Annotated in this window: 10 protein-coding genes; 6 read left to right on the top strand and 4 right to left on the bottom strand. The window is 56.2% G+C overall.

The window, feature by feature from the left end:
• The first annotated feature begins 840 nt into the window (after window positions 1-840).
• Window positions 841-2,184, top strand: coding sequence for a hypothetical protein (locus ABJK56_RS07435; protein ID WP_347244032.1), 1,344 nt, complete (start codon window positions 841-843; stop codon window positions 2,182-2,184).
• A 34-nt stretch (window positions 2,185-2,218) separates the two neighbouring features.
• Here the strand turns inward: ABJK56_RS07435 and ABJK56_RS07430 are convergent, their stop codons facing one another.
• A complete protein-coding gene (locus ABJK56_RS07430; protein ID WP_347244031.1) occupies window positions 2,219-3,820 on the bottom strand; it encodes a hypothetical protein in 1,602 nt (533 codons plus the stop codon).
• Window positions 3,821-4,223: 403 nt separating this feature from the next.
• Here ABJK56_RS07430 and ABJK56_RS07425 point away from each other — a divergent pair, with 403 nt between their 5' ends.
• Window positions 4,224-6,071 carry a hypothetical protein gene (locus ABJK56_RS07425; protein ID WP_347244030.1) on the top strand — a complete coding sequence of 616 codons (1,848 nt, stop codon included), beginning with the start codon at window positions 4,224-4,226 and terminating at the stop codon, window positions 6,069-6,071.
• Between the two features lie 419 nt (window positions 6,072-6,490).
• Window positions 6,491-6,988, top strand: a complete 498-nt coding sequence (locus tag ABJK56_RS07420) for a hypothetical protein (protein WP_347244029.1) — start codon at window positions 6,491-6,493, stop codon at window positions 6,986-6,988.
• A 15-nt stretch (window positions 6,989-7,003) separates the two neighbouring features.
• Here ABJK56_RS07420 and ABJK56_RS07415 read toward each other — a convergent pair whose 3' ends face one another.
• Entirely contained in the window at window positions 7,004-8,071 is a 1,068-nt protein-coding gene (locus ABJK56_RS07415; RefSeq protein ID WP_347244028.1) for a DNA polymerase III subunit, read from the bottom strand.
• Window positions 8,072-8,149: 78 nt separating this feature from the next.
• Window positions 8,150-8,773 (bottom strand): dTMP kinase, encoded by a 624-nt coding sequence (gene tmk, locus ABJK56_RS07410; protein ID WP_347244027.1) that lies wholly within the window; start codon window positions 8,771-8,773, stop codon window positions 8,150-8,152.
• 300 nt (window positions 8,774-9,073) lie between these two features.
• Here tmk and ABJK56_RS07405 point away from each other — a divergent pair, with 300 nt between their 5' ends.
• Complete coding sequence (locus ABJK56_RS07405; RefSeq protein ID WP_347244026.1) at window positions 9,074-11,065, top strand: SHD1 domain-containing protein; 1,992 nt, start codon at window positions 9,074-9,076, stop codon at window positions 11,063-11,065.
• A gap of 256 nt (window positions 11,066-11,321) precedes the next feature.
• On the opposite strand, the gene ABJK56_RS07400 is transcribed toward ABJK56_RS07405, so the two are convergent.
• Window positions 11,322-11,477, bottom strand: a complete 156-nt coding sequence (locus tag ABJK56_RS07400) for a hypothetical protein (RefSeq protein WP_347244025.1) — start codon at window positions 11,475-11,477, stop codon at window positions 11,322-11,324.
• Between the two features lie 68 nt (window positions 11,478-11,545).
• Between ABJK56_RS07400 and ABJK56_RS07395 the strand changes: the two genes are divergently transcribed.
• Together ABJK56_RS07395 and ABJK56_RS07390 are read left to right on the top strand one after the other, a co-directional pair.
• Entirely contained in the window at window positions 11,546-13,213 is a 1,668-nt protein-coding gene (locus ABJK56_RS07395) for a DUF1553 domain-containing protein (protein WP_347244024.1), read from the top strand.
• 51 nt (window positions 13,214-13,264) lie between these two features.
• On the top strand, window positions 13,265-14,629 hold the full coding sequence (locus tag ABJK56_RS07390) for a DUF1501 domain-containing protein (RefSeq protein WP_347244023.1): 1,365 nt from the start codon (window positions 13,265-13,267) through the stop codon (window positions 14,627-14,629).
• Window positions 14,630-14,724 lie beyond the last annotated feature (95 nt).

Here is a 14,724-nt window from a genome sequence, read left to right as displayed (position 1 = left end):
GAAAGGTTCGAAAACAATTTGTTAAATTTACCAGCACTTATTGGCCTCATCCTCCAGAGGCCAGTGTACCAAACCCGGAATTTTTTGCAACTGAGTCTTCGCAAAATTTCAAAATCAACCGAACTACACGCGGGTAGTCACTGAAATCTGCCCTTTCTGGTGGTATCGAGAAGTCCCTTTCTGCCGGTTCTGCCAATTTTGTCTATAGGCGTGCCAAGAGCCTTCTCGTTCGCAAAATCCGTTCCAATTGACGAGTAGATTCCCAAAATCTCGTAGCCTGCAAATTGCCGACTGCTGGACCGCCGCGCAAGGCGGGGGCCGAATTGGCGCTCTTGCAAAATCGCACAACTTATTTCAAAAAGCTCAGCAAATCCCTCACACCCCCACCCCTCCCCCGCTATCAGTCGCAATCACTCTTTCCTTCGGTTCCTTTGATATTGACGTGGTGAGACCTGCGGGGTTACAGTTTTTCCTCACAAAACCTCGAACCTATCCGGCTGACGTGGTAATCCGCCAGGATCGGTCCATACCACCAAGGATGGCAATATGCCCAGCTTGAGCATCTCTCCCAATATCGCGTCGCGGTCGACCCTCCGTTTCCTAACGGTGATGTTTACTCTTTTGGTTGCCTGGGGGGGACTTCTTGTTTCGCCCATTTCAGGCCAGAGTTCGGCTCAGTCCTCTGGGGCCCAAAGTCCCTCGCGTGCTCGAACACCTCCGCTGCCCCCCAGAATTCAAGACCTCCCCAGTACCAAGAACTTGGGCCAGCGGCTTTCATCACCTTCGAGAGGGGGCCAAAATCCTGTTTTAGATGGTAACAACAATACAGGAAATCGTCCCTTGGCAGCTCCTCCAGCAGTAGTAACTCCCCCTCCTGGTGTGCGGACTCCATCCACCGCAGCCCACGACGACGTCGCCATACCCACTGTTTCGGCCGTCGACTGGGTCGAGATCCGAATCACAGCCGAGGGGCAACTCCCCGGGCAAGGGGGAGGCCCTTCCGCCGCCATCAATATAAACGGCCAGCTCGCATATGAGGAGCAGGTGCTACAACCGGGAGACGGCCGAACGACGCCCATCCAGGGTCTCCGCGCCTATCAGACTGCTACCGCCCAGTTCCAAGTAGCCGATAAACGATTCCAAATCCAACTTCGACAGGAAATGACGCACCTAGCCTTCTCCATGGAGAAAGGCCAGTTCACAATTTTTTCGCCCGAGGGGTCGCTCACGCGCGACGAAGTTGATCTGTTGGATGTGATCGGTAACAGCATACTCTTGGATCAGTTGTTACCGACACAACCCGTCCGGCTAGGGTTCACGTGGGAAATTCCGGACGAGGCCGTGGCAGGCTTGTTGGGCCTGGAATCGGTCACCGAAAATACGCTTCAGGGGCGTGTGACCCAGCTCAACCAGGGCACCGTCGAAGCCGAGGCCTCTGGAAAAGTGCAAGGTCGGGTTATGGGAGCGACAAGTCAGATGCAGGTGGCGATGCGGTTTCAATGGTCGCTGCTGGACCGCCGCGTCACCGCACTGGCCCTCGCTCTCCGTGATAATCGCTCCGCAGGCTACGTGGACAGCCCATTCCAGGGGACCGTCCGACTTCAGTTAACGCGGCAGCGACGACTGGAGCCACAACTTCTTTCACCTAGCAAAATACCCACTTTGACTTTTCCGCCCCCGGAGGAGCAAACCCGCCTCGTTTACCGCTCGGCGGGCGGCGGATTTCAAATTGTCCACGATCGAAGATGGTACGTCATCACAGACGCCCCCGACATGGTGGTGTTTCGCTTGGTCGATCAACGTGGCCTTTTGGGACAGTGCAATATAGCGCGGAGCGACTCCCAGGGGCCAGTGCAACTGACTTTGGCGGCCTTTCAAAACAACGTGCGTCAGGCGCTGGGGAGTAATTTCGGGCAATTTCTGGAGGCCGATGAGATGGAGAGTCCGACCGGACATCGCCTGTTGCGGATCCATGCTCTAGGGCGTACGGACGATGTCAACATTCACTGGATTTACTATCTGCTAGGCTCGCCTCGGGATGGCTACTACGCCGCGGTGTTTACCGTGGACGATACGTCCTGGCCACTCTTCGATGGAGCCGACCGCAAGTTTATTGATGGGTTTCATTTCCTCGAACCCACACCGGCGACGGCTTCGGGGACTTCTTCAGCCGTTTCCCGATAACGACTAGCCTTTCCGAGAAAACCCGCATTTTTGCTCACCGATTGACAAAAATTCCTGTGGCATACCAAACACCATTGCTCCCTCGTTTGATGTCATATCCGTAGGCGTCTGAACGGGAGGAAACCGCCCGCCAGTGACCCGGAGAGAGCCGCCAGCACCTCACGCATTCCAAGGCCGCTCGGAGCAACCCCTGGCCGGGCCAGCTTTCTGCGCATACCTCGCTGGCTGTGCTTTTTCCGCGAAGTGTTCTGATAATGCGGGCAAAGCGCGACTCCCAAAAATGATGTCCCTGCAGCCGGATTCTGGCTTGATATTGGGAGTGCTTTTCTGATTCAGAGAAAAGATAGGGATCAGGTCGGCCGAGTATGCTCTTCGGACGCTCGGGATGGACACGCACAGCATAGACCATCGTCCGCTGTGTGAGTGTCCCCCGTGGAAGCGTCAAAATCGCCACCATCTGATCGGCAGTGTACGGTCGTCCGTCGAGAAATGGAAATACGCTCACAACCTCACCGTAGTATTTTTCACCTTCCGAGGCGTAATCCACAATAAACAACCCGGGCCGGCCTTCCATTTCCGAAAGGGACGGGTCATCGAGCAGGCGGACCGTTCGTCCGTCGCAATCCACGGTGGTCGACTCCGGCAATCGTACGCGAACAAAATGCACAAGCTCACGCAGCACACGGGGATCGCGAAATGCCGTGCCTTCAAACTTTTCTCGCAACGATTCGTTTTTCTCAGGGTACAGGTAGACAAGCAGCATCTTCTTTTCGCGACGGGCCTGGGCCACTCCCTGCGCGTAGTCGGTCAGCCACATTTCAGCCTCTTGGATGGGGGCTAAATGAGTGGCCAGGGCGACATCGGAGTTTCCAGAATGAGCTGATTGAGAGGCGGATTGTTGACCGCTTGCCCCAGGGGCGTCGGTGGCCTCGGACATTGGCTTCGGCACGGACGCAGGGCCCGAACCGATCAGAGAGGCAAGAGTGTCCACCACGGCTTGCCGTCGAGCGAGACTGAACCCTTCCTCCTCGTCGCATATGAAGGTCGCGACCACCTTTCCAAAGTCTTCGTTTTCTTCGGGACTTTTCAGGAAGTTGATAATCGCTAGGCCTGGCTGGTTGCCAAGCTCCGCGAACGCAGGATCCTCATGCACCAAGATTTCGCCATTGATGGTACGTATCCTTTCGTCCGGCTGAACGATCACCGCCTCGCACGCCGCGCCGAACTGTTTGCACAGATCAGTCAGCGTCCTGGTGGCCATTTCGGACGAAGTTTTACGCGCGAAAAGAACAAGCAAAACCTTGCGGTGAGACCTGGCTGAAGGATACGCCAAAGAGTATCGGTTGTGGATCGCCGTCTCGATCGCTGTCTCCGCGGCATCCTTCCGATATTGCCCATCTTGCGCCGACGTCTCATTATTCTGAAATTCTCGGAGAAGCGGTTTCTCATCCTGTTTAACAGACAGAGATTGCGGTGCCGAAGCCGGACCTTCAGATGACGGCCCGCGCTGCTCCTCACTGACTCCAATTTGGGCTCCCTGTAAGACGGCCATGCACAGAAGAATGGCCACACGAGTGAACACACTTCCAGTTGGGAAAACGCCTGGCTGGTGAAGCGCACACAAGGAGCTTGGCATGACAGGGACTCCGCTGCATGTTCACAAACGCGTCCTCCAACCGTCCCTGGCGACCTACTCCACGCACTCTTTTCATCACACCCACATTGACAATTCGGAACACTAGATTAAACACAGAATGTCACCAAATTGCAACCAATCAATTGAAGGCGAAGAATGGTCAATCCACGTTGACTTTTTTGGTCAGTAAAGCTAAAACATCAGCAAACCTCGATGTTTCAGAGGAGTTGTCCGCCACTTTCGTTGGCTTTTGGCTGAAAAGTTGTGGCGTGTGCGTCTTGAGACCTATTTTGATAGCCAATCTCCAATCTGGGCGTGGCAATGTGGGAGCGGACAACTCATCAGCCGGCTTATGAGTCATCCGTTAACAAAGGCCAAACTATTCCATGAGGAGTTTCTGACTGTGAGAAGGAAAACGATTGCCTGGACTGCATTGTGGCTGGCTTTCGCCGGTGTGTTGGGGCAGATTCGTTCCTCGATCGCGGGGATTCCCGAGTGGACGGTTCTCTGTGCGGAGGCAGCCAAGCAATTTCGGCCGATTACGGAAGAGGATGTCAAAGTGGCCAAAAACGATTTGCGGGCAGCCATCGTGCGGTTGGAAGCTCGTTTTGAAAAGGCAGGTCCGGAAGCGGAAGGCTGGAAAAAATATCTCCAGTGGACTCATCTTACAGCCGAGCTGGCCAAAGAATCTCCCAATCTGAGTTTGTTGGAGGAGGTGTACACGCGGCTGGCCGCGGGTCACGAAGGCTTGCAATTGACCTGCTTCGCAGACGTACGCCGGGCTGTGCAGCGGTATGTGGCCCTGTCTCGAGCGCTTGGCGATGCGAGCATCGAAGCTCGTTACCGAACCGTCGTAGACAATCTTGGGAAGGCTCTCACAGAGTACCAGGAAACGGCGGATCCGCGGGTCGGCTCCGCAATTCAGGATATGCTGGACTGGCTGGAGTTAGCCGGGCAGGCACCGGAGTTGCGCGCTGCAGTTCACAACGCTTTCGCCCAGCCGAACGTGTTTATCCGAGTGAGAGAAGATTTTCTCGTTTCCGCATTTGAGGAACCGGTCGATGTCACGGAAGACGTCCGCGAAATCATTTTAGGAACTGACGTTCGGGGAAAAGGGCACATTGTGGGCCAACGCTCCTTGGAACTCGTCCCCTCTCCTGATCGGGCTCTGATGGCCATCGTGGTTCAGGGAACCATTCATTCAGATACTGTCGGATTGAACGGACCGGCTCGTATCTACTCGCGATCGGAGACTCCATTCACCGCTCGCAAGTTGGTGGCGTTTACTCCCGACGGCCTGTCCTTTGAACCCGCAACCTGCTCCGCCACAACCCACAGTGACATTCAGGACGTGGATGTGACATGCAATAGCGCGTGTGTAGAACGCATCGCCTGGCGGCGGACATTCAAGCAAAAAAGTGCCGCCGAATGGGAAGCCGCCCGAAAAGCCGAACGCCGCGTGGAACGGCGCGTGGATAGGGAGGCCGACTCCCAGCTAGAAAAAGCGGCCGAGCGCTACGAGGAACGTGTCCGGCAGCCCCTGCTGGATCGCGGCTTGTTTCCCAAGTGGCGCGTGAGCACCTCCGAAAGCGAACTCAGCATGACGGTGTTACAGCTCGGACACGGTGGCCTGGGGGCGGCCGATGCTCCCCCTGAGTTGACAACAGATGGCGCTATTGCCCTCCAGGTTCACCATACCTGGTTTAACAATCTCGCGGAGGGGTTTCTGGGCGGAATGATTCTCAAGGAAGAACGCCTCCAACAGCTTGCCCAGGACCTCCTAGGACGTGTCCCCGAGGAACTCAAGCGAGACGAAGGAGAAGAACCCTGGACTGTACGCTTTGCTGCTCGCCGACCGATCGCGGTGACGTTCGCAGACGGGCGACTGGTCGTGGAATTTCGCGGGGAAACCTACTGGCGTGGTGACCGGGCCTATCCCGGCATGGATGTCCGCGCGACTTATCGAATTGAATCCGGCACCGGAGAAAAAGGCCCCGAAATCCGGCTTGTCCGTGAAGGTCCGCTGACTGTCTTACCTCCCAATTTCGACCCGGAGAGGGATCGCCTGTCCGTCCGGCAACAGACCATTCGCAGCCTGTTGGAACGGCGATTCGAAAAAATCTTCCGGGAAATAATCACAATTGAACCGATCAAACCGGAAGGCCAATGGGCCAAGGCCGGGCCGCTCGTCATCACGCACTTGGAAAGCACCGGGGGATGGCTGAAAGCAGTGCTTGACCCCGCCCGCTGAACCGTACCTAAACGCTGCGGCCGCGAGAGAGCCCCACTCCCGAGACCAATCACAGCCTTGCAACGGCGTGGGCTTCGGTTCAGGGGCTCTCCGCTGGAAAGGCGTGATCGATTCGCCAATTCATGACTGCCTTCCCAGGACAACCAGGGGGTGAAATTGTAGCACACCACGCCAGGCAGCCGTTATTTTCTGCCTTTTTCGACAGGTGTATCTTTTTCTTGGCGGTATGATAAATGGAGGGCTTCATTTGGCCGCTTGACCGGTGCTGCGGATCCGGGTGGCATCACGCAGCGTAGAGAATCACCGGCCAGGATGCCTCAAGGCACGATGACCACCGGCACAATGGTTTTTCGAAGCATCGTTCCATTTTTGCGGAGATAGCACATCCAGTTTGGAAATCGAGAAACGGGAGTTTGCTGATGAGCGACGCGGCTGCTCAAGACAAGACCTGGGTGGAAATCAGTTTCGATTGTGTCCCCCTGCGAACCATCACGAGAAATGATCCACCTTTGGACGCGTCTCCGAAGTTTCTCGCCTTATGGGAACGGGTTCAAAAAGCCATCCGTAAGCACGGACGCCACAATACATATTATCTGTTTAACGCCCATTGCCGATTCCACCTCACCAACGATCCCAATCGCGGGCTGCTCGATTTCAGCTTTGAAGGTTGCGCCATCACCGACCCAGAAGACAGGAAAACCGTCGCCTGCGATCTGGATGTGGAACTGCGAGGAGATACGTGTGACTGGGCCACCGAGCCGATCATTCGATGGTTCACGGAGACGGTCAGGTATGCCGTGATCGCTGAGTTCGATCGCTACATCGCGGCGGGCGACCTCGCCAAGACCGTCGAGCGTCTCCAAAAGCTGGAGGCCGAAACGGCCTCTAAAGGCGGCTATGTGGGTTTCGGACTATGAGCGTGACGAAATCCACTAAGCGGCATTCAAAAGGTGCCACAGTTGCAGCAACCAGTCGTCAATCAGCAAGGCCTGATTAATGTTCCGCTCGACATCCTGGTAGGCCGCCAGGCAGCATTCGAGACATTCATATAATACGTCCTCCGTAACTGGTGGGGTACTTTGAAGGAAGACGCCAATATCTTCGCCGACGGATGTATCCGCGGTTTGTGCGCTGTGGCATGCCATCGTGCACAAGGCCTGACGGAAAAACTCCAGCGTCAGTCCGATCAATTGCTGGAGCGCCCGGCGTCGCATGGCGGCCTCTTTCCCGGCAGATTCGAGGTAAATCCGCACTTCCTCACTCCAGTCGTTTACGTCAAAGCACCGGGTGGAAAGGGCTTTCCTCCATTTTGCAGCAAGGTCCCACAGATCCTGCGAGGCAAGCTCGGCAGCCTGGGCAAGACTTCCACCGGCACACCGAATGAGTTCTCGAGCCCAGGCGGGATCGTCTACCACGCCCTGCTCGATCAACAGGCGGGCGGCGATTTCTTCGGGAAGGGGACGAAAACGAATCATCTGGCTGCGTGACCGTATCGTGGGCAATTGCTTTGCCGGAGAGTTGCTGATGAGGATGAGCACCGCCGTTGCGGGTGGCTCTTCCAGCGTCTTGAGAAGCGCGTTTGCCCCTTCCACATTCAAATAGTCTGCGTCGTCAATAATAGCAACCCGATAACGCCCCGAAAACGGTGTCAAAGCGAGGTGGCCCACCAGGCCGGCGCGCTCTGTACCCCTCTCAGATCGGTCGCCTATGAGCATTTCCAGCGGAATGAAAGACTTCTCCGGGGGCTTACTGAGGAGGAGGAAATCAGGATGCGTCCCCGAAATCACCTGCACGCAGGCGGAACACGCGTTGCATGGCGCAAAGGCCTCTTTTGATGGGTGTTCGCACAGCAGGAGCTGGGCTAGTTTATGGGCAAAGGTTCGTTTTCCGACTCCGGGAGGCCCCACAAAGAGATAGGTCCCCCCAATGCGACCGCGAGCAAAAGCCCGGCGAAACCGTTCCGCAATCGCGTCGTGTCCTTCGATCCCCTGCCAGCTCATGGCTTTGCTACGTGTATTCTCCAAATTGCCGACTTGTCTTCGAAGGCGCAAGCTCGTTCCTCGCCTAATTATTTCCGACTACCCGGTGGATCTTCGTGAGCCCAGCATCGATTCAACAATTCTCCGAATGGCGGCATGAACTTCTTCCACAGGTCGGTCCGCCCGCACTACGGCGATTCGATCTGCAGCACGGACGGCTTCCTGTAAAAACCCGTCGCGAACTTTCTCCAGAAATTCCCGCCCGCGCGATTCCAGACGATCCAGCGTGCGGTCGATCCTTGCTAATGCTTCCTCGACAGGCATGTCGAGTACGATCGTCAGGTTCGGAAGCAGTCCGCCGGTGGCGAAGAGACCAATGTTACGTACGGCTTCGACAGACAGGCCCCCACCGTAGCCCTGGTACGCAATGTTGGAAAGGAGGTACCGGTCGGAAACAACAATTTTTCCGGCCTCCAAGGCAGGGCGAATGATCTCGGAAGCAAGTTGCGCCCGGGCGGCCATGTAAAGGAGTGTTTCTGCTTCAAGGCACATGGGTACGTCGTCACGATGAAGGAGAATCGACCGGATGGATTCGCCCAGTGCCGTACCCCCGGGATCGCGACAGCGCATCACAACATGGCCCTGCTCCTCCAACCATCGACAGAGCAGCTCAACCTGTGTGGTCTTTCCAGTTCCGTCTCCACCTTCAATTGCGATGAACATCTCAGGATACACCAATGGTAAGGACTGTTCCCGCGTCACAAAAAAGATTTGGGCTGCTTGCGCGGCCGATCAGCAGGATGCCCAGATGTACGAGGGCTCGAAAGAATAAGCCTAGCACGACCCACGGGTTCTGGGAACACAGCGTTCCACGAAATCCAGGAAAGTTTCTCTGCTGGTGTAGTGTGTTGAGTGGTCGGTTTTTTCGAATACAATCCATGTAGCTACAGACTCGGCGAAAGCAGCCGCGTTCGCCAGTTGACAAGATCGGGTTTCTCATCGGCTCAGAAAGAGAGGTGGCTCATGTCTCCTCGCAACGTCAGTTTGGTGGTCATGCTCCTGTTAATGGGCACGGCCTGGGGGAACGGCGAAGAATTTCGCCCCTGGTCCGACGCGACAGGCCGATTCAGTATTCGGGCACGGCTTCTCACGGTGAGCCGTGATCTTGCCATTCTGGAGCGGGAGGATGGGACAAAGGTGGCTGTGGAGGTTGAAAAACTGAGCCCTCAGGACCGCGCCTACCTGGATAGCTTGATGGCCGAGAACCCGTTTAAGCCATTACAGGAGGACTCGGCAAAGCAACCGGAGATCGCCCGGCCTTCGGGAGAGTCACCAGCCCCAACAGAATCGAATTCCCCACCGCCGACGGCATCATCCGGCGGAGAATCTTTCCAACCGTATTTTCTTTCACACAGTGGACCGCTCACCGTCAACTGGGAGATTGTCAGACCTATTTCTGTTAATCCTGGAGTTGGCTGGCAGCTTACGCTCCCCGAAGTGGCACCGCTGAGTCTGCAGCCCAAAACGATCGATCTGCCGCCCAAGGCCGATTTCTTCGAGGAAGTCACCGCGCTGGCCGTAAATCCGCGGGCAGGCTGGGCGCTTGTCAAGTTGGCTAATCGGCGACCGGGCGCGCAGTCAAAATTGGAACGGATAGTCCTTTGCGATCTCATATCCGGACGCACGGCGATAGCCTCGCTCTTTGAGCCCCCTCAAACGCCACTGGCGATTTACTGCGCCGACACATCTTCACGCCGCTACCTTCTTTTTCGCCGCGATGAGTTCGGTTTTGGAAATCAGGACACGTTATTTATTCACAGTGTTTTACCCGCCCGCGGAGGTGTGGAGGGAGAACTTGACTCTCTGGTCTCCCTAACCGCGCTCACTACCTGGATTCCGTATGACACGAAAAGAGGTGTGGGACGCGATGTGAAATGGGCTGATTTTCCCGACGAGCGAACGCTCGTCACCTGCAGCGGCGATGGACGCATCGCTATCTGGAACCTGGAAACGATGCACCCCGAAGCGAGTCTCCCCGCCGGATTCGGCCACGTTCCTGCGCTCAGTCCGCATCGGCAATGGCTGGCTTTCGCTACCCGAAACGAGGTAGGAATCCTGGATTTGCATAAGCGGGAAGTGATTGCGGTACAACAGGCACCGCAGCAGTTGGGTTTTCCCGTGCTCGCCTTCAGTCCTTCCGGACAGAAACTCGCATGTCTGGCGAATCGATCATCTATCTACGTGTGGGATGTAGCGACGGGCAAGCTTGAGGCAAGCTTTCCACTGCCCACCGGCCTTGCCATTCAAAAGGATGCTTTCATTTTCCCACACGACGAGTTTCTCTTGATCGGAAATCGCTACCTATTCCACTGGAAGTCGCAACTACTCGTGTGGGAGTATGAGGATCTGGGTCCCACAACAACGCTGGGTGATCACGTCTGTGCAGTGGTGGGTCATCGGTCAGGAAACGGAATTGAATCGAGAGCTCTCGTGCTCGCGCATGTTCCCCATGCCGCAGCGCTCCAGGTACTCGATCGCGCCCTCAACAACCCGGAAACTTTCGCCTTTCGAAAGGGTATACCCGTAAAAATAGACGTTTCTGCCGTTCCTGAAGCCGGTCGGGAAAAAGTTCAAGAAATTCTCACCGAGCGGCTGCGGAGTATGGATTGTAAGATCGAGCCTGATGCCCGCGTCACCATTGTTGCGGCAGTCACCGGTCCCAAAGAACGCACGGTGTCATACATCCACTCAGGCGACTACAAAGTGAAAGAATATCAATTGTCGCTAAAAATTGTGGTCGGTAACCAGGTGCTTTGGGAAACCTCCGCGGGGGGCGTTCCTTTCATTCTGTTTTTACGACCCGGCGAGAATGTGGGACAGAAACTCAAGGAGTTGACGTCCAAACCCAATTATGAGTGGTTTAAGGCAGTGGCGATGCCACAATTTTTGCCGGAGATGCCCGTCAAAGGGACTGTCGCGTTGGGCCGCGGTCCACTTCCATCGACTGATCTGTAATACGCGCTTGTAATACGCGCGGACTCGCAAGCCGACACTGGTCGCACGTATCCGACGTGAACGTCTATTCCGGGGAGAACACGTCGTCTGCTAGAAATTGAAGCCTCATGGCACCGATGACCGATTGGGCAACTCGTTTTACTTTTCCGCATTAATGACTATCGTAATAGACATTAATTATTTTGTTGCCCGCAATAGTTGACATACTGACAGACGGCGGTTAACCTACTCAACGGATCAATAGTCTGGTAGAGCTTCAGAGCGTCCCCGGCGATTCTCCCCCCAGGCCGTAGTTATCCTCGATTGAAAATCGAAATCGACTGCCAGCGCGCGGCGAGCGAATGGCCCCATCGCTGACCGCTGGTGTGCATAGCTCTGCGAGTTCCCAACAGTCCCGCCAAACCGAGATCATCCATGCAATTCCGTTTTCTGCCGGCGATCGTGCGGCGATTGCGCTTTCTCGCAGAAAGGTGCCCACTTATGAGGAACCTGACCGTCTTTGGTGTATTGGTATTTGCGCTCCTTGTCTTTCCGGGATTTGTAGGTGGGGAAGAAGCAACAAACATCTTTGAAAGCCCCACGCCACCCCAACCCGCTGGAGAGCTGGATCGCATTGTCTTCACCAAACTGGAACAGCTTGGCATCAAGCCGATCTTGTGCTCGGATGCCGTGTTTGTACGTCGCCTCTATTTGGACATGCTGGGGAAATTGCCTACTTCTGACGAGGTTCGCGAGTTTCTCGCCGACCAATCCCCGGACAAGCGAACTCGCCTCGTGGACCGTCTCATGGAGCGTCGTGAGTTCGTGGATTACTGGGCCATGAAATGGGGCGATACCCTCCGGATCAAGGCGGAAATTCCGGTCAACTTATGGCCCAACGGTGCGAGGGCCTTCCATCGGTTTGTGTGGGCGTCGCTGGCATCCAACAAGCCGTATGACCAGTTTGTCCGGGAGATGCTGACGGCGAGTGGGAGTAATTTCCGCGTGGGAGCGGTCAACTTTTACCGAGCTGTTCAGGACAGGAGCCCTGCGGGGATTGCTTCGATGGTGACCCTCACATTGATGGGCGTGCGGACGGATCACTGGCCGAAGGAACGCCTGGACGGTATGGCGGTGTTCTTCTCGCAGATCGCTTATAAACCGACAAGCGAATGGAAAGAGGAAGTGGTGTTTTGGGATCCGTGGGGATTACGCTTGGTGCCCACCAACTTCGTCCCCGGACGCGACACGCCTGGCACAGTGCGTCCGAAACCAACGGACGAGGTCATCTCACCTGCTCCACCGCCAGTTTCCCACGAACCCCTGGTGGGTGTATTTCCCGACGGCACAAAAGTAACAATCCCGCCGGATCGGGACCCTCGCGAAGTTTTCGCCGAATGGCTCATCAGGCCGGATAATCCGTGGTTTACCAAGTGTATCGTCAATCGGGTGTGGGCCTGGATTATGGGGCGCGGCATCATCCATGAGCCGGACGACATCCGCGATGATAACCCGCCGAGTAATCCTGAACTTCTCGCCTATCTTGAAAAAGAAATGATCCAGAGCGGTTACAATCTACGGCATCTCTATCGGATTATCCTCACATCACAGACGTACCAATTCTCTTCGATTCCCCACAATTCGTCGCCGGAGGCCCTGGCGAATTTTGCAAGCTATCTGCCGCGACGACTGGAAGCGGAAGTGTTGATCGATGCCATCAACGATATCACCGGGACAAGCGATTTGTATACGAGCGCCATCCCCGAGCCATTCACCTACATGCCGCGGGATGTCTCCGCGGTCTCGCTGGCGGATGGCAGCATCATCAGTCCTTTCCTAACCCTCTTTGGCCGATCGGCTCGCGCCACAGGGGCGTTCAACGAGCGTTCCAACAAGCCGACGCCGTCGCAGTGGCTGCACATGCTCAATTCCAGTGCAATTTACAGCAAACTGGCAAGCGGGCCCAAATTGACGGCGCTGTTCCGGTCAGGTCGACCAATACCTGAAATTGTGGACGAACTTTATGTCACAATTCTTTCTCGTACTCCCACTCCTGAGGAATTGCAATCCTGCAGGGAATATATCGAGAAATCGAGGTCCCGCCCAGAAGCAATGGTCGACGTAGCATGGGCCCTCATCAATTCACCGGAGTTTTTGTATCGACATTGATCATCGGGACGAATTGGACAGAAGAACCATACACGAGAGGGAGGCCCAACCATGGTGAAGGAAGATCGTCTCACAGAAATCCGCGTGCCTCGTCGCGAGGTTCTGCGGCACGGGGTGTACGGTGCGGGTGGGGTGCTCTTGGGAAGCGGCTTCACAAAATCCATTGTTGCACAGGAGACCGCTTCGCCGGCCACCCCCAACATCGAGCCCAAAGCCAAGTCCGTCATTCAGATTTTCCTTTGGGGCGGAATGTCCCACAACGACACGTGGGATCCTAAACCCGGCGCTGGACGGGATTATCTGGGCGAATTCACGGAGGTCATCGACACAAACGTCCCGGGAATTCAGCTCAGCGCCCTTTTCCCTAAACTGGCCAAGCAGGCCGACAAGTTCTCGCTCATTCGCAGTATGACCCATGGCAACAACGGGCACGAGACGGCCGCCTACATCATGCAAACCGGCCATCTGCCCGGGGAACGCCTTGCCTATCCGAGCATTGGTGCGGTTTTCGCCTACTTTAAGGGCAAGGACTACAAGGGCATCATTCCTCCGTACGTCGTTCTGACCCGCTCACCGGGTCGATTCTCCGAGGAAGGATTTTTGGGCCCCAACTACAAGGCCTTTGCGACGGGCGGCGATCCGAACGCGACGCGTTTCGAGGTGGAGGGCGTCGTGGCCCGGGGAATCACCGACGATCGCCAAAAGGCTCGACGCGAGCTGCTAGACAAATTGAACACGTTCGGACGGCTGGTCGTTGAGCATCCCGAAATCGCTTTGGCGGAAGAAAGCAAGCGAACGGCTTATGAGCTGATCCTCGGTCCTGGTCGAGAGGTGTTCGACCTCAGTAAGGAAGACCCGAAACTCCGGGATGCCTACGGCCGACACACTTTTGGACAGTGCTGCCTCGTCGCACGGCGGCTCGTGGAAGCTGGGGTTCCTTACATTGTCATCAATTATCCCGGCGGGTGGGATACCCATAGCAACCATTTCGCCACCATGCGGCGACAATGTCCGCAGCTTGACGAGGGGCTGGCCATGCTCCTGCAGGACCTCCATGATCGTGGCCTGCTGGAAACCACGCTCGTGTGGTGCACCGGCGAGTTTGGACGAACACCGAAAGTTTCTTGGGAACCGCCCTGGAACGGCGGACGACATCACCATGGTAACGTGTTCACGGTTCTGGTGGCCGGTGGCGGCTTCAAGGGTGGACGTGTGATAGGTGCGTCGGACGAAGTAGGCGCCGCCGTGAAGGAACGGCCGGTGTATCCGGTGGACCTCCTGGGTACGATTTACGCCCTTGGTGGCATCGACTTTAGAGCCAAACTGCCGCATCCGGAAGGCCTGGATGCCCCCGTACTCCCAGAGCCGAGTGACCGCGTGAAATCCGCGGGCCTGCTGACGGAATTGATCGCCTGAATGGAAAGGCCAGGTTCCGTAAGCCCCATTCCCGCCGAGTGCGGCTTCAGACAATGAAGTACCTGCCCCGGGATGTACGCAGGGCGAGACGGGAG

This window comes from Thermogutta sp. (assembly GCF_039793925.1).
In the GTDB taxonomy this organism is placed as follows: domain Bacteria; phylum Planctomycetota; class Planctomycetia; order Pirellulales; family Thermoguttaceae; genus Thermogutta.
The sequence above is the reverse complement of the archived record's forward strand: the minus strand, read 5'-3'. Positions and strand labels throughout refer to the sequence as shown.

Excerpts from the sequence above, each read along its gene's own strand:
- ABJK56_RS07430 (WP_347244031.1), bottom strand. The coding sequence starts at position 3,820 with ATGCCAAGCTCCTTGTGTGCGCTTCACCAGCCAGGCGTTTTCCCAACT.
- ABJK56_RS07420 (WP_347244029.1), top strand. The coding sequence starts at position 6,491 with ATGAGCGACGCGGCTGCTCAAGACAAGACCTGGGTGGAAATCAGTTTC.
- ABJK56_RS07415 (WP_347244028.1), bottom strand. The coding sequence starts at position 8,071 with ATGAGCTGGCAGGGGATCGAAGGACACGACGCGATTGCGGAACGGTTT.
- tmk (WP_347244027.1), bottom strand. The coding sequence starts at position 8,773 with ATGTTCATCGCAATTGAAGGTGGAGACGGAACTGGAAAGACCACACAG.
- ABJK56_RS07405 (WP_347244026.1), top strand. The coding sequence starts at position 9,074 with ATGTCTCCTCGCAACGTCAGTTTGGTGGTCATGCTCCTGTTAATGGGC.
- ABJK56_RS07400 (WP_347244025.1), bottom strand. The coding sequence starts at position 11,477 with ATGATCTCGGTTTGGCGGGACTGTTGGGAACTCGCAGAGCTATGCACA.
- ABJK56_RS07395 (WP_347244024.1), top strand. The coding sequence starts at position 11,546 with ATGAGGAACCTGACCGTCTTTGGTGTATTGGTATTTGCGCTCCTTGTC.
- ABJK56_RS07390 (WP_347244023.1), top strand. The coding sequence starts at position 13,265 with ATGGTGAAGGAAGATCGTCTCACAGAAATCCGCGTGCCTCGTCGCGAG.